The organism is Achromobacter spanius (assembly GCF_002966795.1).
In the GTDB taxonomy this organism is placed as follows: domain Bacteria; phylum Pseudomonadota; class Gammaproteobacteria; order Burkholderiales; family Burkholderiaceae_B; genus Achromobacter; species Achromobacter spanius_D.
In genome coordinates this window covers 844,313-863,460 of sequence record NZ_CP023270.1, presented here as the reverse complement: position 1 = coordinate 863,460, position 19,148 = coordinate 844,313, and the positions used below count along the sequence as shown (strand labels likewise).

Sequence of the window (19,148 nt, the reverse complement as noted above, 5' to 3'; positions counted from 1 at the left end):
TGCGATATCCCGATATGACGGAAGTAGGAAAAAACAAAGTGGATCAGCGATGCGACATGCGGCGCACGAAGCGGTCGCCCAAACTCTGGATAGCCTGAACCAATACGATCAGCACAATCACGACCGCGGCCATGACGTCCGACTGGAAGCGCTGGTAGCCGTAGCGGATCGCCAGGTCGCCCAGCCCGCCGCCGCCGATGGCGCCGGCCATGGCCGAGTAGCCGATCAGGCTGACAACGGTCACGATGGTGGCTGCGATGAGGCCCGGCAGGGCTTCGGGCAGCAGCACCTTCATGATGATCTGCATGGGCGATGCGCCCATCGCGCGCGCCGCGGTGACGAGGCCCGGATCGACCTCGCGCATGGCGTTTTCCGCGATGCGGGCCATGAACGGAATCGCGGCCACCGACAGGGGCACGATCGCGGCGGTGGTGCCGATGGAGGTCTGCGCGACCAGCCGCGTGAACGGGATGATCGCGACCATCAGGATCACGAACGGCACGGAACGGGTTGCGTTGATGATGGCGCCCAGCACGTGGTTCACGGGCTGGTTTTCGAGCATGTTGCCGCGCGCGGTCACCGTCAGCGTCACGCCGAGCGGAATGCCGATGACCACCGCGATGGCGCTGGCCACGCCCACCATCAGCAGGGTGTCAAGCAGCGACGTAATAAGCAGGTCGATCAGTTGCGGACTCATGAGCTATTTCTTCAACGGTAATGTCACGGGCGTTCAAGGCGGCAATGCCGTCCTTGAGCGCGGCGGGCGCGCCTTGGGCCAGCACGAACATCGTGCCCACGGCCACGCCCTGGATGTCTTCGACGCGCGCCTGCACCAGGCCCACGTCCAGCGCGAACTGCTTGGTCAGGTCGGACAGGAAGGCGCCGGATGCGTCGGTGCCCGTCAGCGACAGGCGGAGCAGTCGCACGGCCTGGCCAGGCTTGGCGGCGGTGAGCGCCCGGATGCGTTCCTTGACGGCGGCCAGCGTGGCGTCGGTCAGTTCCGACGCCGTGGCGGCCGACACCATGTTGCGCGTCACGTCGTGGCGCGGCTGGGCGAACACTTCGCGCGTGCTGCCCACTTCAACGACCTCGCCCTGCGACAGCACGGCGACGCGGTCGCAGACCTCGCGCACGACTTCCATCTGGTGCGTGATCATGACCACGGTCACGCCCGTCTTGCGGTTGATGTCGCGCAGCAGCGCCAGAATGTTGTGCGTGGTTTCCGGGTCCAGCGCGGACGTGGCTTCGTCGCTCAGCAGGACGTCCGGATTGTTGGCAAGCGCCCGGGCGATGCCGACGCGCTGCTTCTGGCCGCCGCTGATCTGGCTGGGGTAACGGTCGCGCAGATGCTCCAGGCCCACCAACGCCAGAAGGCGCTCGACGCGCGCCGGAATCTCGGCCTTGGCCACGCCGGCGATTTCCAGCGGCAGGGCCACGTTGCCGTACACCGTGCGGCGCGACAGCAGGTTGAAGCCCTGGAACACCATGCCGATACGGCGGCGCTGTTCACGCAGCTGCGCTTCATTGAGACCCGTCAGGGCCTGGCCGCCGATGGAGATGCTGCCTTGGTTGGGACGTTCCAGCAGGTTGATGCACTGGACCAGCGTGCTTTTACCGGCCCCGCTGGGACCGATGATGCCAAAGACCTCGCCCTGCTCGATGTGCAGGTTGATGCCGCGCAGCGCCTGGAATTCTCCATGCGGCGTGGCGTAGGTCTTGGATAGGTTCTCGATGTGAATCATGGCAAGCGATTTTGTATCTTTTCTCTTCTAAAGAGAACGACCGTTTTTTCCATTTTTAATAACTACAAGTAATATAAGTTGCCAAAGCGTCCCTACGGCGCTCCCAAAGGATGCGCGACTGCCTCGACAACGGCGATTCGGCAAAGACACAAAGGGCAGCCGGGAAGGAAAGCCTTCCTGACTGCCCTTTTTTTTCAGTCGGCCGACTGGCGGCCGATCCGGGTTCAGCGAGCGCGCGAGATGCGGACTTCCGCGCCGCGTCGCTTCACTTCCAGGCCTTCGGACGGCGAAATCCGCAGCCCTTCCAGCCCCTTGATATAGCTCGAGCCCTGCATCTGCATCACGCGGATCTTGTTGCGCATGACGACCGGGTTATGCACCGGCATGCCAAACATCCAGACCTCGTCCAGGATACGGGCCGAGTTGAACTCGCCCGTATGCTGCGCGGCGGGGCCAAGACAGAGCATGTGACCTTCGCGCCCAAACACCGGGAACTGGCCCGGCTCGCAGTCGATGGTCCACGTGGTGCCGCCTTCGTAGCGATGGCCGGTGTTCAGATCCCACCAGGCCTCGCCCTTGGGCAGGTAGACGCGCACCTGATTGCCCGGCTCGGTGATCGGCGCCACCAGCAGGGCCGGACCCAGCAGGTATTGCAAGTCCCATTCGTGGGCGTGCGGATCGTTCGGGAACGACAGCGCCATGGAGCGCTGCACCGGCAGGCCGGTGCGGGCCGAGTCCTCGATGGCGCCCAGCACATAGGGCACCAGCCGATAGCGCCACTGCATCCAGGTCTTGGCGTGGGACAGGGTTTCGTCGCCGAAATCCCAGGGCATCAGCCCTTCCACGCCCTGGAAGGCGAAGTTGGCCGAGAACACGCCGGCGGTCAGCCAGCGCAGGTAGAGCTCGGACGTCATGCCCGAACGGTCGCGCGCGGCGGAACCGATGTTGTGCACCTGAACGGGCACGCCGCTGGAACCGATCGACAGGGACGTGCGCAGCGTGTGGCGCAGGCCTTCCCAGGTGTTGTCGACCTGGGGACCCACCTGCCACGGCAGGCGCTGGGCCGCCGGGAAGAGGTCGGCGCTGGGCACCACGCCTTCGGGCGGCACCTTCAGTCCGGCCACCGCGTCGAACAGCGCGCGGCGCACCAGCAGCGGATACATCGTGCGCAGGGCCGCGCCGGTTTCGCCGTTGCGGGCGGTCACGCCATCGGGGATGGCGATCTGCGCGTCGCAGGCGGGCGCGTCCAGGCCGTCTTCCACCAGTTGGCGGTGACGCTCGACCCACAGGTTGTAGATGTCGCGGTAGGTCAGGTCCAGCAGGCCGTAGGGCTGGCCGGACGTGGCGGCATTGCCGTCGAACACCTGGGCAGCGCCGTCGTCCTTGGTCAGCAGCCAGCCGCGGTCTTCCAGCTCTTCAAAGAGCGGACTGGTCTTGATGACGCCCGGAAAGCCTGAGGCCGCCACATGCACGTTGTGCTTGTGAAAGAGCGCCAGCATCTGCTTGGCGTCGGGAAAGCGCTGGGCGTCCCACTCGAAAACCGTCTTGTCCGCCTGAAAGCCCCACGCGATCGGCTGGGCCAGCGTCACGGCATCGACGGGAATCTGGTTTTCGCGCATGCGCGCCACCAGGGCGACCGTCTGCGTCGGCATTTCGCCGGCGGCCTGCTGCAGCCACGCGCCCATTGCCCACAGGACGGGCTGGCCGGCGCGGCCGGTCAGCGCGGTGTACTGATTCAGGATTTCGGCGGGTTCGCCGGCAAAGAGGAACAGGTCCAGCACGGCGTCGTCGACGGTCAGCACATAGGCCGAATCCGCGGGCGCGACGCCCACCGAATGCTCCACGCGGCGCATCGAGTTGGCGTAGACGCCCCAACCGCGCGGGCTCCATGCCAGCGGCAGCGCACGGTGCTCGGGGTCGTCGGAGACTACCGATTCCTCGCGGCGGTTCAGGTCCCCGGGCGTTTCACCCAGGCCGAACACCCGCTCGTCGGCGGCCAGCGTGAAGCCGGCCGTCCAGACGGCGTCGTCGGCCTGGTCCAGCGCGTTGTACCCGAATGCGGGCGTATGCGCGGAAACCTCGGACTCGAAGACGCGATCTTCGTTGCGGTACAGGGCGACGCGCACGGGGCTGGTCTGAATCTCCAGGGCAACGTCGCCCTGTGTGATTCGCCAACCGTCCCCGCCTTCGCGGGGCGCGATGGCGCCTTCGCCCACCGCCTCCTGGCGCGCGAGCAGCATTTCGGCCACGGCGCGCGCACGCGCGCCGGGCTTGTCATCATTGAAGTGGTTCGCCTCGCCGCAGCGCAGGCGAAAAACTCCAGGCGCATGCGCCTCGACTACCAGGTGCAACCCATCGCCCGCGTCGAAATCGAAGCGACTGGGGCGGGACGTCAGCAGCTCGACATTATCGAGCTGGGTAGTATGGGCAAAGTCGAACTTGGGCGGCACAGAGCATCCCCCGGCTTAAGCCAAAAACCATCAAAAGACGCTATTTTGACGGATTTGAGCTTTGAAATAAACTCGATCCCTCTTTTGGACGGCTAATTCATCCAAAAAAGGGGCATGAAGCCCTTGGCCTGCGTCAGGCGCGCAGACGCCGCCGAGTCGCCGAATTGCCGTCCCGAAAGGTCAATTGCGGCCTACTGGCGCCAAATTCCGGCAATTCTTACAATTCTACGCCAGCCGGACAAAGCCCCCGGGCCGCATTAAATTTTTTTCATCGTGGTGAAACAAGCTGGGCCAGATCGGTCTCCAGCGGCAGGGGTTCGCCCATCAGGCGGGCCGCAATCAGGTCTCCCATCAGCGCCGACCACGACAGACCCCGCGACGCATACCCGGCGGCCAGCCACAGACCGGGGGCATGCGGCAGTTCGCCGACCGCCGGCAAGCGGCCCGGCAGGACCGCGCGCCACCCCGCCCACCCGGGCAGGCTGCCCGGCACCAGCGCGTCAAACGCCGGAAAGCGGCCATCCAGCAGCCCGGCCGCCTTGCCCAGCGTGACGCCCTGCCCTTCGGCGCCCACCGAGGCCTCGACGGCGTCGTGAACATAGGTGCTGCCAACGACGCAGCCCACTCCGATGTCCGGCAACAGATACCCCTCGCCCCCGACGATGCACCGCGGGCCACCGTCCAGCGCGGCCGCCGGGATCAGCGTGACCTCGCCGGCCAGCGCATGCATCTGGGCGACGCGGGGCAGCGGGTCCAGCAGGCCGCTGGCCGCCAGCACCTCGCGCGATCCGGCGGCATTGGCCAGGATCACGGTGTCGGCACGGGCAAGCTCCGCGCCCGACGCGTCCAGCACGCGCCACCCCTGCCCCGCTGGCGACACCCGCTCGGCGCGGCCGGGGATGACCGCCGCGCCGGACGCGGTCAGCAGCGCGTCGATCAGCAGTCCGGGCTGCACCAGCATGCCCTGTGAAAAGAACACGCCGCCGCGTGCCACGGGCAGCCCGGCCAATGCGCTGGCCTCTTCGCGCGAGACTTGGCGCACCCAGTCCGCCGGAAACGCCAGGGCTTCCAGGGTGCCAGCCAGCGCCGCCGACCGGCCCGCATCGCGCTCGACCTGGACGGTGCCGCAAACCCGGGGCGCCGCGCCGCCGGGCAGACCCTGCCAGCGCGCCAGCGCCCGTTCGCTGCCCGCCCGCGACAGCCGCGCCCGCGCATTGTCATCCCGCGCGACCACCGGCGTGAGCGCCGCGGCCAGATGGCCGGCGTGGGCCGGCGCACCCAGCGACCGGGCGGCATCCAGCACGGTGACGCGCCAGCCGCGGCCCGCCAGCGCCTGGGCAATGCCCGCACCGGCCAGCCCCGCCCCCACGACCACCGCATGCCGTTCCGACGAGACCGCCGCCGGCAGCGCGGCGCGTCCGGCTTGGCGGACCTGCCCCACCGTCATATGCCATTTGCCCCCGTATCCGGGCGCCCGCCGCACCTCGAAGCCGGCATCGGCCAGATTGCGGCGCAGTTCCCCGGTGCAGGCCCAGGTGGCGACCGTGGCGTCTGGCGCCGCCAGGCTGGCCAGGGCGCGCAACAGCGGCGGCGCCCACATCTCGGGATTGCGCTCGGGCGCAAAGCCGTCCAGAAAAAACGCGTCCACCCGCGCGCCCAGGCGCGGCGCCAGAACCTGCGCATCGCCAAAGCCCACGGTCAGCGTGACGGCGCCGTTCTCGAATTCCAGCCGATGCAGTCCCGGCAGCAGCGCTGGCCACTGCGCAGCCAGCGCATGCCCCAACCCCGCCAGCGGCTCGGGCGCGTGGCGCGCCAGCAGTGCGGCAAGGTCGTCCCGCGAAAAAGGGTGCGCCTCCATCGAAACAAAGTGCAGGGCCGCGGGCCGCTGCGGATCGTCCCGCCACGCTTTCCAGAGCGCCAGGAAGTTCAGCCCCAGCCCGAACCCCGTCTCGCAGACGGTGAACGACGCGCGCCCCCGCCAGCGCTGCGGCAGCCCGTTGCCGCCCAGGAAAACGTGTTCGGCCTGGCCCAGCGCCCCGGACGGCGAGTGGTAAACGTCGCCATGGACGGAACTGACCAGCCTGCCGTCGGCGTCGACGTCAACCTTCGCGGAAACCAGCGGAACGTAAGTCACAGACATCCAGCCCAATAGATACAAATACGATGAAGCGCGAATTATCGGGCCACCCGCCGATTCGCGTTGGATGCGCACCACGCGGCCCAATGGATTAGTCCGTTTGCCACAGGTTTGACGCATGGGTGGGCTTACACTGGGCCAATGGATACCTACGATCAGCCCCAATCGCTGGCTTCGCCCATCGACCTGTGCGCTGCGATCGACGCGGCGGTCACGGCCGCCCATGCCGGCGCAGCCATCCTGCAATCCTACGCGCACCACCGCGCCGATCTCGTGATAGATCGCAAGGCCCGCAACGATCTCGTCTCCCAGGCGGACCGCGAGGCGGAGGCCGCGATCATCCAGGAACTGAAGGCGCGCACGCCCAAGTTCGGCATCGTCGCCGAAGAAACGGGCGGCAAGGCCCAAGGCGCGGCCACCTGGTACATCGACCCGCTCGACGGCACCACCAACTTCCTGCACGACATCCCGCACTATGCCGTGTCCATCGCCCTGATCGCGCACGCGGGCACGACGATGGCGGCCAACGAAACCCTGGCAGTGGACACGCCGGTCATCGGCGTGGTCTACGACCCCTGCCGCGAAGAGCTGTTCACGGGCGTGTACGGCGTGGGCGCGTGGCTGAATGGCCGGCGGATCTCGTGCTCGCGCACGCAGACGATCGAAGACGCCGTGCTGGCCACCGGCTTCCCGTTCCGCGACTTCTCATTTGCCGCGCAATACATGCCGATGCTGCACGACGCCATCAACCGTTCACGCGGGGTGCGCCGCATGGGCGCCGCCGCGCTGGACCTGGCCTGGACCGCCTGCGGCCGCTACGACGGCTATTGGGAAATGGGCCTGGCGCCCTGGGACGTGGCCGCGGGTACGCTGATCCTGCGCGAAGCGGGCGGTGTGTGCACCGACATGCACAAGCAGGACCCCTGGCCGATCGGCGGGCGCGTCGTGGCGGGCAATCCCGCCATCGAACGCGCGCTGCATGAAATGATCGCCCCGCATCTGGACAAGCAGGGCTGAAACCCAAGCTGCAGGCCGCCAAGCGGCGGCCTGAACCAGAGGCCGCCTTGCGCGGCCTCTGGCACTTTACGCGGACGTTTTCGCTGACGTGTTGGCCGACGCCGCGGCCTGCGCGTCAGGCCGCAGCTCGCGGCGCAGGATCTTGCCCACGTTGCTCTTGGGCAGCTCGTCGCGGAACTCCACGAAGCGCGGGCGCTTGTAGCCCGTCAGCTTGTCCTTGCACCACTGCTGCACCTGTTCTTCGGTCAGCGCCGGATCCTTCTTCACGACGAACACCTTCACCGCTTCGCCGGAGTGTTCGTCCGGCACGCCGATTGCCGCGCATTCCAGCACGCCGGGATGCTGCGCAACCGCCGCCTCCACTTCGTTCGGATAGACCTTGAATCCGGACACCGCGATCATGTCCTTCTTGCGGTCCACGATGCGTGTGTAGCCCTGCTCGTCCATGATGCCGATGTCGCCGGTACGGAAGTAGCCGTCGGCCGTCATCGAATCGCGCGTCTCGTCGGGCTTGCGCCAGTAACCCAGCATGACCTGCGGCCCGCGGATGCCGACTTCGCCGCGTTCGCCGAGCGGCACCTCGTTGCCGGCATCGTCCAGAATCGCCACGTCCGTCGACGGCAACGGCAGCCCGATGGACCCGGAATACGCCGTCGCATTGGTGGGATTGACCGTCGCCACCGGCGACGTTTCGGACAGGCCGTAGCCTTCGATCAGGGGCCGGCCGGTGATCTTCAGCCAGCGTTCGGCCACCTGCTGCTGCACGGCCATCCCGCCGCCCAGCGTCAGCCGCAGGCCGGAAAAATCCAGCTTCGCAAAGTCTTCGTTGTGCGCCAACGCGTTGAACAGCGTATTGACGCCCGGGAACAGATTCACCGGCGTCTTGCGCCACGCATTGATCAGCGACGGCTGGTCGCGCGGATTGATGATGAGCACGTTGCGCATGCCGGCATGCACGGCATACAGACCGCAGACCGTCATGGCGAACACGTGGTACAGCGGCAGCGCGCTGATGATGGTGAGCTGCTGGTCCGCCAGGTCATGCACGACTGGCTGCGCCACCGCCTCGGTCTGCAGCACGTTGGCCACCAGATTGCGGTGCGACAGCATCGCGCCCTTGGGCACACCCGTGGTGCCGCCCGTGTACTGCAGCACCGCCACGTCGTCCATCGAAATGGCCGGCGGATTGAACGGCAGGTGCGCGCCTTCGTGCAGCAGCTTGGGCAGCGCGTGCGCGCCATCGATGTGCCAGGCGGGCACGATCTTCTTGATATAGCGTGCGGCCAGGTTGACCAGCGGTGCCTTAAGGCCGCCGAGCAGATCGCCCGGGCCGGTCACGACGATGTGCTTGAGGTCGCCGCGGTTGGAGACTTGCTGCAAGGTATGCGCGAAGTTTTCCAGGATGACGATGACGGACGCGCCGCTGTCCAGCAATTGGCGCTGCAGTTCTTCGGCGGTGTAGAGGGGATTGACGTTCACCACGGTCATGCCCGCGCGCAGCGACCCCAGCATGCACACCAGATACGCCGGCACGTTGGGCATCATCAGCGCCACGCGCGCGCCCTTTTCGAGGTTCAGGCCTTGCAGCCATGCCGCGAACGCGCGCGCCTGCTTGTCGAGCTGCGCATAGGTGATGTTGCTGCCCATCGCCGTGCAGGCGATGCGCGGCGCGTAACGCTTGCAGGCCCGGTCCAGCAAGTCGGTGAGCGAGGAATAATCCTCGGTGGAGATCTCCGCAGGAACGCCTTGGGGATACTGAGCAAGCCACGGACGCGTCATGGTATTTGTCTCCATTAAATTGATTTTTGAATGATGATACCCTTTGTGCGTTCCCCATATTCCGCGCGAGTTCGCTCATGAAACTCCTTGAACCCATCGTTGCCTGGCACCAGGATATTTCCAAGATCCGACGCGACATCCACGCGCATCCCGAACTGGCCTTCGAAGAGTTCCGCACCGCCGACGTGGTCGCGGCCAAGCTCGAGGAATGGGGCATTGAGATTCATCGCGGATTGGGCGGCACGGGCGTCGTCGGCATCATCCGCGGCAACCAGCCCGGCGATCGCGCGGTGGGCCTGCGCGCCGACATGGACGCGCTGCCCATGCAGGAGGTCAACACCTTCGCGCATGCCAGCCAGAACGAAGGCAAGATGCACGCCTGCGGCCACGACGGCCACACCGCCATGCTGCTGGCCGCGTCCCAGTACCTGGCCGCGAATCGCGATTTCGCGGGCACGGTCTATGTGATCTTCCAGCCCGCCGAAGAAGGCGGCGGCGGCGCCAAGCGCATGATCGACGACGGCCTCTTCACGCAATTCCCGATGGAAGCGGTGTTCGGCATGCACAACTGGCCCGGCATGAAGCCCGGCCAGTTCGGTCTGACGCCAGGCCCCATCATGGCCTCCAGCAACGAATTCTCGATCGTCATCAAGGGCAAGGGCACGCACGCCGGCATGCCTCACCTTGGCATCGACCCGGTCATGGCGGCGGTGCAGATGGCGCAATCGCTGCAGACCATCGTCACGCGCAACCGCAATCCGCTGGATGCGGCCGTGCTCAGCATCACGCAGATCCATGCGGGCAGCGCCGACAACGTCGTGCCCAACCACGCCGAATTGCGCGGCACGGTGCGCACGTTCACGCTGGACGTGCTGGACCTGATCGAACGCCGTATGGAAGAGATCGCCCGCCACACCAGCGCGGCGATGGACTGCGAAGTCGAATTCACGTTCCAGCGCAACTATCCGCCCACCATCAACCACGCCGACGAAGCCGCGTTCTGCGCCGACGTGCTGCGCGACATCGTCGGCGAGGACAACGTCAACGCCAACGTGCAGCCGACCATGGGCGCGGAAGACTTCGCCTTCATGCTGCAGGAACTGCCGGGCTGTTACGTGTGGATCGGCAACGGCACCGGCGAGCACCGCGACAGCGGCCACGGACTGGGCCCGTGCATGCTGCACAACGGCAGCTACGACTTCAACGACGATCTGCTGCCGCTGGGCGGGACCTACTGGGTGCAGCTCGCGCTCAAGCGGCTGGCCAAGGCCTGAACGGCTTGGCCGCGTAGTTACCCAACTTCCTGCCCGCCGACCGCCAGGCACATCGCCAGAAAGCGTTCGGCGGCGCGGGCAGCAGCGTCGGCGTGCGGCACCAGGATGCTCAGCGTTCGCGTAAGCGGCCGGGGCAGCAGGCGCAGGGCCGCCAGCGCCCCATCTTCGTGACGCATCGACATCACGGACACGAAGCCCACGCCCAACCCCGCCCGCACCGCCTGCTTCACCCCTTCCACCCCCGCCAGTTCCAGGCCCACCGACGGCGCCAGACCGCCATCGCTGAACGCCCTTTCGACCAGCCGGCGCACGCCGGAACCGGGTTCGCGCATCACCAGCGGCGACTCCACCAGATCCCGTAGCGTCACGGCGCCCTTGTCCGCCAGGGCGTGATCCGCCCGCACGATCGCCACCACTTCGTCCTGCCGCCACGCGTGCACCGCCGTATCGGCGGGCAGTCCGGCGGGCACGTCGCCTTCGATGAACGCCAGATCGAGCGCCGGCAGGCGATCCACGATTTCGCGTGTGTTGCCGTCCGACAGATGCAGGCTGACGGCCGGAAACGCGTGTCGGAAATCCGCCACCAGGCGGGGCAGCAGATAGCTGGCGGGCGTGGTGCTGGCGCCCAGCCGCAGCGCACCGGTTTCCAGGCCGCGCCAGGATTCGCGAACGGCCTGCGCCTGCCGGTACACCTGGCGCAGCTGCCGCGCCTGCTCGGCCAGGCGCTCACCGGCCTCGGTCAGCGCAATGCCGTGGCCGCTGCGGCGGTACAGCGGCTCGCCAAACCATTCCTGCAAGGCGCGTAGCTGGCCCGACACCGCCGGCTGCGACAGGTGCAGCGACTGGGCGGTACGGCTGATGTTGCCGGTATCGGCGACCGCGGCAAACGTGAGCAATTGATCCGGCGTCATAGGACTGATATCAGATTTTCTGATATTCAATATTTAGATTGAAGATTTTTCAAATAATACGGCCGGATCTAATATTTCGTCTAGTTATGTAGTTATGCCCAAAGGGCCAGTAATGAATACCTCCTCCACGACCGCCGTCCCTCTCCCCGCCAGCCCAGCCGCCCCCGCTGCCGCAGCGCCCGCCGCCGCAGCCCCGGCCGCCTCGGCCACTCCGTGGCGCGACAAGCTCAACGGCGTGCTGTTCGTGGGCTTGATGGCCGGCGCGGTGATGCAGCTGGCCGATCTGCCCTTCATCCGCCAGCTCGGCTTTTCGCCGCTGGTCGTGGGCATCGTCTGCGGCATGCTGTACGGCAACTTCCTGCGCGGCACCATGCCCGCGGATTGGGGCGTCGGCGTCAACTTCACCGCGCGCCGCCTGCTGCGCATCGCGGTCGCCTTCTACGGCCTGAACATCAGCATCCAGCAGATTGCCGCCGTCGGCATGCCGGGACTGGCCGTGTCGGTGGCCGTGGTGGTGGGCACGCTGCTGATCGGCACCGTGGTCGGCCAGCGGATGCTGGGGCTGGACCGCGACACCGCCATGCTGACCGCCGCGGGCAGCGCCATCTGCGGCGCCGCCGCGGTGCTGGCGTTCGAACCCACGCTGCGCGCCGCCCCCCACAAGAGCGCCGTGGCCGTTGCCACCGTGGTGCTGTTCGGCACGCTGTCGATGTTCCTGTATCCGGTCTTCTATCACGCCGGCTGGCTGAACTTCGATACGCAGGCCCTCGGCATCTACATCGGCGGCACGGTGCACGAAGTGGCGCAGGTCGTGGGCGCCGCCAGCAATATCGACCCCGCCACCACCGAGGTCGCCACCATCGTCAAGATGACCCGTGTGGCGCTGCTGGTGCCCGTGCTGCTTGTGCTTGGCATGTACCTGCGCAGCGCCGCCTCCCATGCGGACGGCCAGGGCAAGAGCGCCAAGCTTCCGATCCCCTGGTTCGCCGTCGGGTTCCTGGTGCTGGCCATCATCAATTCGCTCGACATCATTCCCGCCGATATCGTCGCGGCCATCCGCCGGCTCGACGTCTTCGCCCTGACCATGGCCATGACCGCGCTGGGCATCGAAACGCGCTTCGCCCAGATCCGCAAGGCCGGCCCGCGCGTGATGGCCTTGGGCTTCATCCTTTACGTCTGGCTGTTGGCTGGCGGCTACGGGATCGTCAAGCTGGCGACCTGATCGCCGCGCGGGGTTGGGACGACGGGTGGGGCGGCGGGCGCCAACGCGCACGCCGCCGTCTCGTTTTTCCTGCATAATCGGCTGGTTCTCTAGCATTGGAGTCGGCCGCATGACCTCCAGCACCAAAACCCCGTTTACGACTCTGCCTGCCCATCGCGACGCGGTGTTGCGCGTCATGCCGATGCCGGCCGATGCGAACATCCACGGGGACGTTTTTGGCGGCTGGATCATGGCTCAGGTTGACATCGCCGGGTCAATCCCCGCCGCCCGCCGCGCCGCCGGCCGCGTGGCCACCGTGGCGGTCAATGCCTTCCAGTTCAAAGAGCCCGTGTTCGTGGGCGACCTGCTCAGCTTCTACGCCGCCATCGTCAAGACCGGCACCACGTCCATCACGGTCTCCGTCGAGGTCTACGCGGAACGCCAGCGGCTGGACGCCGAAGTCGTCAAGGTCACCGAGGCCACGCTGACGTATGTCGCCACCGACGAAGCGCGGCGCAGCCGCCCTCTTCCCACACTTTGAGCCGTAACGCATGACGCAGTCCGCCGCCGCGCAGAAACCGCCCGCGACGCCCCGCCGCCTCGACCCGGAAGACGCCCAGACCGCCCTGGCTGAAGTCCAGGAGCGCCTGCGGCGCCAGCAGCTCGTCGAAAGCCTGGTTCACCGCCAGGAAGAAGGCGACGTCAAGGCCCCCCTCGTCGAAGACCTGGTGCATCGCCAGCACGAGGCCGAGCTCAAGACGCTTGTCGACAACCTGCATCCGGCCGATATCGCCTTCATTCTTGAATCGCTGCCCAAGGACGAGCGCCAGGCGATCTGGAAGCTCGTCAGCCCCGAGCACGACGCGGACGTCCTGCTCGAAGTCGAAGACTGGGTCCGCGAATCGCTGATCGAAGCGATGGACCGCCAGGATCTCGTCGCCGCGACCGAAAGCATGGACGCGGACGAGCTCGCCGACCTGGCGCCCGACCTGCCGCCCGACGTGGTGGCCGAAGTGCAAAAGGGCCTGACCGAAGAAGAGCGCGCGCAGCTGCTGGAAGCCATGGGCTACCCGGAAGACAGCGTGGGCGCCATCATGGACTTCGAGATGGTGCGCGTGCGCGAGGACGTCACGCTCGAGGTCGTGCTGCGCTACCTGCGCCGGCTGCACGAACTGCCCGACCACACCGACCAGATCTTCGTCGTGGACCGCCAGGACAAGCTGCAGGGCATCCTGCCCTTGTCGCGCCTGTTGGTCAGCGAGCCCGAAACCGAAGTGCGGGCGGTCATGAATTCCGACTTCCTGACGCTGAACCCGCTGGACTCCGACGCGGACGCCGCCGGCGCCTTCGAACGTTACGACCTGGTTTCCGCCCCCGTGATGGACGACCAGGGCCGGCTGATCGGCCGCGTCACCATCGCCGACGTCGTGGACGTGATGCGCGAAGACTCGCAAGAGCAGGCGCTGTCGCGCGCCGGTCTGCAGGAAGAAGACATCTTTGCCCCCGTCAGCACCGCGCTGCGCAACCGCGCGCCGTGGCTGCTGTTCAACCTCTGTACCGCCGCCACGGCCTCGTTCGTGGCGTCGCAGTTCGAGGGCACGGTCAGCCAGATCGTCATCCTGGCGTTCCTGATGTCGATCGTGGCCGGCATCGGCGGCAACTCCGGCAACCAGACCATGACGCTCATCATCCGGGCGCTGGCCATGGGCCGGATCACCGGCCGCAACCTGTGGCAGCTCGTCAAGCGCGAGCTGTTCGTGACCTTGCTGGTGGGGTTGTGCGGCAGCCTCGTGGCCGCCCTGTTCGCATGGGTGATCTCGCGTTCGCTATCCATCGCGCTGGTCATGATGGCCGCCATGGTCTGCAACATGCTGGTCGGCGCCTCGGTCGGCGTGCTGGTGCCCATGGTGCGCGCGCGCTTCGGCAAGGACCCTGCGATGGGCTCGTCGGTGCTGCTCACGTTCGCCACCGATTCGCTCGGCTTCTTCATCTTTCTGGGCCTGGCCACGATCTTCCTGCTGTAGCGCCCCCGCCACAACCCGGCACCGAATCGGGCTGCGTCAGCCCGTGCCTCCCCGCAGATGACAGCCCGCTGACAGGGAAGATGACACCCGCTCCGTTACAGTAACGGAACTGTCATCTTTCCCTGGGGCCGCAATGACCACCAGAATCCGCGCCGCGCTGTTTTGCCTGCTGTTGTCCGTTTTCACCGTTTCCGCCCACGCCTGCGACGGCATGCCCTCGTGGGCGCAGTCAGCGTGCAACCGCATCGACCAGATCTGGACCGAAGGCGGCAACGACCTGTATGTCAGCGGCTGGGCCTGGCACAACCGCGCAAAATACAGCGCCGACAAGATCGACAGCTTCCGCGAACTTGCCTGGGGCGGCGGCTACGGCCGCAGCATCTACGACGAGGACGGCGACTGGCAGGGCCTGTACGCCATGGCGTTTCTGGACTCGCATTCCAAGGTGCAGCCCATCGCCGGCTACGGCTTTCTGAAGATCGGCCAGGTCAGCGACAACTTCCGGCTCGGCGCGGGCTACACCGTGTTCCTCACCGCGCGCCACGACATCATGAGCTACGTGCCGTTTCCCGGCATCCTGCCGCTGGTCAGCGCGGGCTACAAGGACGCGATGCTTTACGCCACGTACATCCCGGGCTCAAGCGGCGCGGGCAACGTGCTGTTCGTGTTTGGCCGCTGGCAGTTCTAAGCGCTTCAGAACGCGTGGCCCAGCTTGCGCACCAGGTCGCCCAGCCGCCAGTCGTCGATGCCATGCGCACGCAGCGCGCGCGCCGTTTCCACCACGTAGTCCAGGCAAGGTCCGGAATGCCCGACCGCATTGCGCACGGACGTCAGCAGGCGGTCGTCGCAGAGATCGGCCGCATACTCGCGGCAGGTGCGGTTCAACAGGAACACCAGTCCGCGCACCGGTGCGGCGTCGGTGTGGCAGGTCAGCCAGCGCGGACGGTAGGCGCCCGTGACCATCTCCCGGCGCCATAAGGCTTCAAAGACCTGCGGCACGTCACTGGCTGCAATCTGGAAGGCAACGCCCCGGCAACAGCCGCCGCGATCCAGTCCGAACACCAGGCCGGGATTGTCCGGCGACCCGCGGTGGTCATGCGACCACAGGCACAGCGAGCGGTGATAGCCCCGCACGGTGGCCAGGCGCCGTTCGCGCCAGGCAAACCCGGGATGCCAGATCAGGGAACCATAGGCGAACACCCACAGGTCGTCGGCGCCGTTCCAGCCGGCCAGGAGGTCATCCACCGATGCTGCTTGCCGCGATTCTTGCAATCCGGCGCAGCCGGCGGGCACTGCCAACGACATAGGGTCCTCTGATATCCCAATTCACTCCAAGACTGGAGTGAGCGATATCCTACGCCGCGCCCCGCGCAAAAGCATTGCCAGATTGGGCCCGCGCAACACGCAGAAAGAAATTTGCATCCGCGGCGGCGGGGGACTCAGGAAAAAATTTGCGCGCCCCGCGGCTAGACCGCGCCCAGGGGCAATTCCGTGGTGCTTTTGATGACTTCCATCGAGAAGCTGGCGCTGACGTCCAGCAGGTCCACCGCACCGATCAGCCGTCGGTAGAAGCGGTCATAGGCCGCCATGTCCTCGACCACCACCTTCAGCAGATAGTCCACGTCGCCCGCCATGCGGTGGAACTCGACCACGTTGGGCAAGGCCATCACGGCATTGATCAGGCTTTGCGTCCATTTCTCGTTGTGCTGGCTGGTGCGGATGGACACGAACACCGTCAGGTTCAGGCCCAGCGCGCGGGGATCCAGCAGGATGGCGTTGCGCGCGATGACGCCGTCGTCCTTGAGCTTCTGGATCCGGCGCCAGCACGGCGTCACGGAAAGGTTCACCTGTTCGGCCACTTCCGCGACCGAGCAGGTGGCGTCCATTTGCAGCAGCGCGAGTATCTTCAGGTCCGTCTGGTCCATGGGATGTCTTGACGCCATCAATAGGTCCCGGGGTAGCCGCCCCCATCGATCAGCAGGCTCTGCCCCGTCATGTAACCGGAATGCGCCGAGCAGACATACGCGCACAGCGCGCCCAGTTCCTCGGGCTGGCCATACCGGCCGGCGGGATTGCTGCGCGCCCGTTCGTCCCACAACTGCTCGAACGTCTTGCCGCCCTGCTCCACCATGCCCTGGATGTGCCGGGTCTGCGCATCGGTGGCAAAGGCCCCGGGCAGCAGATTGTTGATCGTGACGTTGTGGCGCACCGTCTGGCGCGCCAGGCCGCCCACGAAGCCGATCAGGCCCGAGCGCGCGCCGTTGGACAGCCCCAGTTCGGCATGCGGCGCCTTCACGCTGCGCGACACGATATTGACGATGCGGCCGAACCGGCGCTCGACCATGCCGTCCACCACGCGGCGGATCATGTCGATCGGCCCCAGCATCATGGCGTCGAGCGCGGCGATCCACTCGTCGCGCGACCAGTCGCGAAAGTCGCCCGGCAGCGGGCCGTCGGCGTTGTTGATGAGGATGTCGGGATGCGGACAGGCGGCGATGGCCGCGTCGCGCCCCTCCGGAAGCGTCAGATCGGCCGACACCCAGCCGACGCCGATGCCGGTTTCGCGCGATATCTCGGCGGCGGCCTGTTCCAGCGTCTGCGGATTGCGCGCCGCGATGGTCACCGCCACGCCCTCGCGCGCAAGCTGCAGGGCGCAGGCGCGCCCCATGCCGCGGCTGCCGCCAAACACCAATGCCTTCCTGCCGCTGATCCCCAGGTCCATGCCTGCCCTCTCTGCTGTCGCGTTGATGGCGCCGGACCTCCGCGGACCGCCGCGCCGAAGCGGTCCAGTATAGGAGCGCGCCCGCCGCCAGGGAATTTTTTTCTGATCCGTCCGGCCAACAAAAATGGGGCCCCGCGAAGGGCCCCATCGGCAATGCAGCGTGCTGCGGTTACCGCATCAGCCCATCCATTGGCTCACGGGCGCGGCCGTGTCCTGCAGCGGCTGCGCGATCACGTCGATCAGCGCGGGGCCGTCATGCTCCATGGCGGCCTTGATCGCGGCATCCAGCTTGGACGGGTCCTCGACGCGCCACGCCTTCACGCCATAAGCTTCGGCGATGCGCGCATGGTCGGTACGGTTGAAGTCCACGCTGTAGTAGCGCTTGTCGTAGCCCGCCTTCTGGCTGGCCTTGATCCAGCCATAGACCGAGTTCGAGAACACCACCATCAGCAGCGGCGCCTTGTGGCGCACGATGGTTTCCAGCTCGCCCACCGTGAAGCCGAAGCTGCCGTCGCCCATCACCGACACGCACTTCGATTGCGGACGGCCAACCCAGGCGCCCAGCGCCGCCGACATCGAAAAGCCCAGCGCGCCGTGGGCGCGGTTGGTGATGAAGTGGCGGCCAGGACGCGAAACGTCGTAATAGGCCGAAAAATACGGGCACGGCGTGCCGGGATCCGCGCAGACCACCGCGTCGTCGGGCAGCAGGCGATTCAGCGACTGCACCACGCGCTCGGGGCGGATGGGCGCGTCCAGGCTGGCGGCCAGCGGCTCAAGCTGCGCGCGGCGCGCTTCCTTGGCGCGGCCGGCCAGCACGGCGCCGTCGGCCGCGTCGGACGGCCGGTGCTTGATGCGCGCCTGCACTTCAGCGGACAACGCTTCGAGCGCCAGCTTGGCGTCGCCCACCAGACCGACTTCGGTCAGGTAGTTGGCGCCGATCACCATCGGGTCGATGTCGATGTGCAGAATCGGCACGTTGCGATTCGGGAAGCGCCAGTGCTCGGTCGAGGTCGAGCCCGCGCGGCAGCCCACGAAGAGCACCACGTCGGCGGCCGCCACCACATCGCGCGTGGCCATCACGCCGCCGTTCGACCCAACCACGCCCGCGTTCAGCGGATGGGTGTCGGCCAGGCTGCCCTGTCCGCTCACCGTCACGCACACCGCTGCCTTCAGGGCCTCGGCGACTTCCTGCAGCGCGCCGCAGGCGCCAGCGATGACGACACCGCCGCCGCAGATGATCACCGGCGAGCGCGCCGCCACCAGGCGTTGCGCGGCGCGCGCCACGTCGGCGGGATCCGGCGCGAAGCGCATGGACGGGAAGCTGCTGTGCTCCGGCTGCGCCCACACGTCGGACGCATCCACTTCCTGCTTCATCACGTCATAGGGAAAGCACAGGTGCGCCGAGCCGGGCTTGCCGGTCGTCATGGCGCGGAAGGCCGCGCGCACCATGCCGGGAATCTGGTCCGCGCGGTCGATCGTGCGGTTCCACTTGGTCAGCGGGCGGTAGAGCGCCTCCTGGTCCAGTTCGGTCAGCGGATACTTGCCGCGCGAGCCGACGGCCACGTCCGACGTGATCCCCAGCACGGGAATCGACGATTCGTTGGCTTCGACCAGGCCGGGCAGCAGATAGGTCGCGCCGCCGCCGCTCGGGCCTTCGCACACGCCGACCTTGCCGGTCACGCGTGCATAGGCGTCGGCCATGTAGGCCGCGCTGCGCTCGTCGCGCGTCAGGATGTGCTGCATGCCGTGGTCCAGGCGGTACAGCGCGTCATAAAGCGGCAAGGTGGTGTCGCCGCACAGGCCAAAGATATGTTTGACGCCGTTGTGTTGCAGCATCCGCACCATCGCTTCGGCGCCGTTCATGTGTTCCATGTCATCTCCACGTAATTCG

At 66.9% G+C, this 19,148-nt stretch carries 16 protein-coding genes; 6 read left to right on the top strand and 10 right to left on the bottom strand.

Annotation, left to right across the window (positions count from 1 at the left end; genetic code table 11):
* Positions 1–43: 43 nt before the first annotated feature.
* From CLM73_RS03890 to mnmD, 4 genes are all read right to left on the bottom strand, one after another.
* A complete protein-coding gene (locus CLM73_RS03890) occupies positions 44–697 on the bottom strand; it encodes a methionine ABC transporter permease (RefSeq protein ID WP_105237380.1) in 654 nt (217 codons plus the stop codon).
* Positions 654–1,742, bottom strand: coding sequence for a methionine ABC transporter ATP-binding protein (locus tag CLM73_RS03885; protein WP_105237379.1), 1,089 nt, complete (start codon positions 1,740–1,742; stop codon positions 654–656). Before CLM73_RS03885 ends, CLM73_RS03890 begins: the two co-directional genes overlap by 44 nt.
* Positions 1,743–1,966: 224 nt before the next feature.
* Positions 1,967–4,192: a glycoside hydrolase family 31 protein gene (locus tag CLM73_RS03880; protein ID WP_105237378.1), complete on the bottom strand. Its 2,226-nt coding sequence runs from the start codon at positions 4,190–4,192 to the stop codon at positions 1,967–1,969.
* 268 nt (positions 4,193–4,460) lie between these two features.
* Positions 4,461–6,332, bottom strand: a complete 1,872-nt coding sequence (mnmD, locus tag CLM73_RS03875) for a tRNA (5-methylaminomethyl-2-thiouridine)(34)-methyltransferase MnmD (RefSeq protein ID WP_105241373.1) — start codon at positions 6,330–6,332, stop codon at positions 4,461–4,463.
* Between the two features lie 138 nt (positions 6,333–6,470).
* On the opposite strand from mnmD, the gene CLM73_RS03870 reads away from it, so the two are divergent.
* The gene (locus tag CLM73_RS03870; protein ID WP_105237377.1) at positions 6,471–7,346 is read left to right on the top strand and encodes an inositol monophosphatase family protein; all 876 of its coding nucleotides are present in this window, start codon (positions 6,471–6,473) and stop codon (positions 7,344–7,346) included.
* Between the two features lie 66 nt (positions 7,347–7,412).
* Here CLM73_RS03870 and CLM73_RS03865 read toward each other — a convergent pair whose 3' ends face one another.
* A complete protein-coding gene (locus tag CLM73_RS03865) occupies positions 7,413–9,125 on the bottom strand; it encodes an AMP-binding protein (RefSeq protein ID WP_199778250.1) in 1,713 nt (570 codons plus the stop codon).
* 77 nt (positions 9,126–9,202) lie between these two features.
* Between CLM73_RS03865 and CLM73_RS03860 the strand changes: the two genes are divergently transcribed.
* Positions 9,203–10,399 (top strand): M20 aminoacylase family protein, encoded by a 1,197-nt coding sequence (locus CLM73_RS03860; RefSeq protein WP_105237375.1) that lies wholly within the window; start codon positions 9,203–9,205, stop codon positions 10,397–10,399.
* Positions 10,400–10,416: 17 nt separating this feature from the next.
* On the opposite strand, the gene CLM73_RS03855 is transcribed toward CLM73_RS03860, so the two are convergent.
* The gene (locus tag CLM73_RS03855) at positions 10,417–11,310 is read right to left on the bottom strand and encodes a LysR family transcriptional regulator (RefSeq protein ID WP_105237374.1); all 894 of its coding nucleotides are present in this window, start codon (positions 11,308–11,310) and stop codon (positions 10,417–10,419) included.
* A 112-nt stretch (positions 11,311–11,422) separates the two neighbouring features.
* On the opposite strand from CLM73_RS03855, the gene CLM73_RS03850 reads away from it, so the two are divergent.
* From CLM73_RS03850 to pagP, 4 genes are all read left to right on the top strand, one after another.
* Positions 11,423–12,532 (top strand): YeiH family protein, encoded by a 1,110-nt coding sequence (locus CLM73_RS03850; protein ID WP_234015802.1) that lies wholly within the window; start codon positions 11,423–11,425, stop codon positions 12,530–12,532.
* 109 nt (positions 12,533–12,641) lie between these two features.
* Positions 12,642–13,052 carry an acyl-CoA thioesterase gene (locus CLM73_RS03845; protein WP_056569253.1) on the top strand — a complete coding sequence of 137 codons (411 nt, stop codon included), beginning with the start codon at positions 12,642–12,644 and terminating at the stop codon, positions 13,050–13,052.
* Positions 13,053–13,062: 10 nt separating this feature from the next.
* Complete coding sequence (gene mgtE, locus CLM73_RS03840; RefSeq protein ID WP_105237372.1) at positions 13,063–14,535, top strand: magnesium transporter; 1,473 nt, start codon at positions 13,063–13,065, stop codon at positions 14,533–14,535.
* 133 nt (positions 14,536–14,668) lie between these two features.
* Positions 14,669–15,223, top strand: a complete 555-nt coding sequence (pagP, locus tag CLM73_RS03835) for a lipid IV(A) palmitoyltransferase PagP (RefSeq protein ID WP_105237371.1) — start codon at positions 14,669–14,671, stop codon at positions 15,221–15,223.
* A gap of 5 nt (positions 15,224–15,228) precedes the next feature.
* On the opposite strand, the gene CLM73_RS03830 is transcribed toward pagP, so the two are convergent.
* The 4 genes from CLM73_RS03830 to CLM73_RS03815 all read right to left on the bottom strand — a co-directional run bounded on the left by CLM73_RS03830 (position 15,229) and on the right by CLM73_RS03815 (position 19,129).
* A complete protein-coding gene (locus CLM73_RS03830) occupies positions 15,229–15,840 on the bottom strand; it encodes a gamma-glutamylcyclotransferase (RefSeq protein ID WP_056569262.1) in 612 nt (203 codons plus the stop codon).
* A 161-nt stretch (positions 15,841–16,001) separates the two neighbouring features.
* Positions 16,002–16,460 (bottom strand): Lrp/AsnC family transcriptional regulator, encoded by a 459-nt coding sequence (locus tag CLM73_RS03825; protein WP_105237370.1) that lies wholly within the window; start codon positions 16,458–16,460, stop codon positions 16,002–16,004.
* Positions 16,461–16,477: 17 nt separating this feature from the next.
* Positions 16,478–17,257: an SDR family oxidoreductase gene (locus CLM73_RS03820; RefSeq protein ID WP_105237369.1), complete on the bottom strand. Its 780-nt coding sequence runs from the start codon at positions 17,255–17,257 to the stop codon at positions 16,478–16,480.
* A gap of 177 nt (positions 17,258–17,434) precedes the next feature.
* Positions 17,435–19,129 carry a thiamine pyrophosphate-binding protein gene (locus CLM73_RS03815; protein ID WP_105237368.1) on the bottom strand — a complete coding sequence of 565 codons (1,695 nt, stop codon included), beginning with the start codon at positions 19,127–19,129 and terminating at the stop codon, positions 17,435–17,437.
* Between the last annotated feature and the right edge of the window lie 19 nt (positions 19,130–19,148).

Excerpts from the sequence above, each read along its gene's own strand:
- CLM73_RS03855 (WP_105237374.1), bottom strand. The coding sequence starts at position 11,310 with ATGACGCCGGATCAATTGCTCACGTTTGCCGCGGTCGCCGATACCGGC.
- pagP (WP_105237371.1), top strand. The coding sequence starts at position 14,669 with ATGACCACCAGAATCCGCGCCGCGCTGTTTTGCCTGCTGTTGTCCGTT.
- CLM73_RS03825 (WP_105237370.1), bottom strand. The coding sequence starts at position 16,460 with ATGGACCAGACGGACCTGAAGATACTCGCGCTGCTGCAAATGGACGCC.
- mgtE (WP_105237372.1), top strand. The coding sequence starts at position 13,063 with ATGACGCAGTCCGCCGCCGCGCAGAAACCGCCCGCGACGCCCCGCCGC.
- CLM73_RS03850 (WP_234015802.1), top strand. The coding sequence starts at position 11,423 with ATGAATACCTCCTCCACGACCGCCGTCCCTCTCCCCGCCAGCCCAGCC.
- CLM73_RS03820 (WP_105237369.1), bottom strand. The coding sequence starts at position 17,257 with ATGGACCTGGGGATCAGCGGCAGGAAGGCATTGGTGTTTGGCGGCAGC.
- CLM73_RS03830 (WP_056569262.1), bottom strand. The coding sequence starts at position 15,840 with ATGTCGTTGGCAGTGCCCGCCGGCTGCGCCGGATTGCAAGAATCGCGG.
- CLM73_RS03860 (WP_105237375.1), top strand. The coding sequence starts at position 9,203 with ATGAAACTCCTTGAACCCATCGTTGCCTGGCACCAGGATATTTCCAAG.
- CLM73_RS03865 (WP_199778250.1), bottom strand. The coding sequence starts at position 9,125 with ATGACGCGTCCGTGGCTTGCTCAGTATCCCCAAGGCGTTCCTGCGGAG.
- mnmD (WP_105241373.1), bottom strand. The coding sequence starts at position 6,332 with ATGTCTGTGACTTACGTTCCGCTGGTTTCCGCGAAGGTTGACGTCGAC.
- CLM73_RS03890 (WP_105237380.1), bottom strand. The coding sequence starts at position 697 with ATGAGTCCGCAACTGATCGACCTGCTTATTACGTCGCTGCTTGACACC.
- CLM73_RS03870 (WP_105237377.1), top strand. The coding sequence starts at position 6,471 with ATGGATACCTACGATCAGCCCCAATCGCTGGCTTCGCCCATCGACCTG.
- CLM73_RS03845 (WP_056569253.1), top strand. The coding sequence starts at position 12,642 with ATGACCTCCAGCACCAAAACCCCGTTTACGACTCTGCCTGCCCATCGC.
- CLM73_RS03885 (WP_105237379.1), bottom strand. The coding sequence starts at position 1,742 with ATGATTCACATCGAGAACCTATCCAAGACCTACGCCACGCCGCATGGA.
- CLM73_RS03815 (WP_105237368.1), bottom strand. The coding sequence starts at position 19,129 with ATGGAACACATGAACGGCGCCGAAGCGATGGTGCGGATGCTGCAACAC.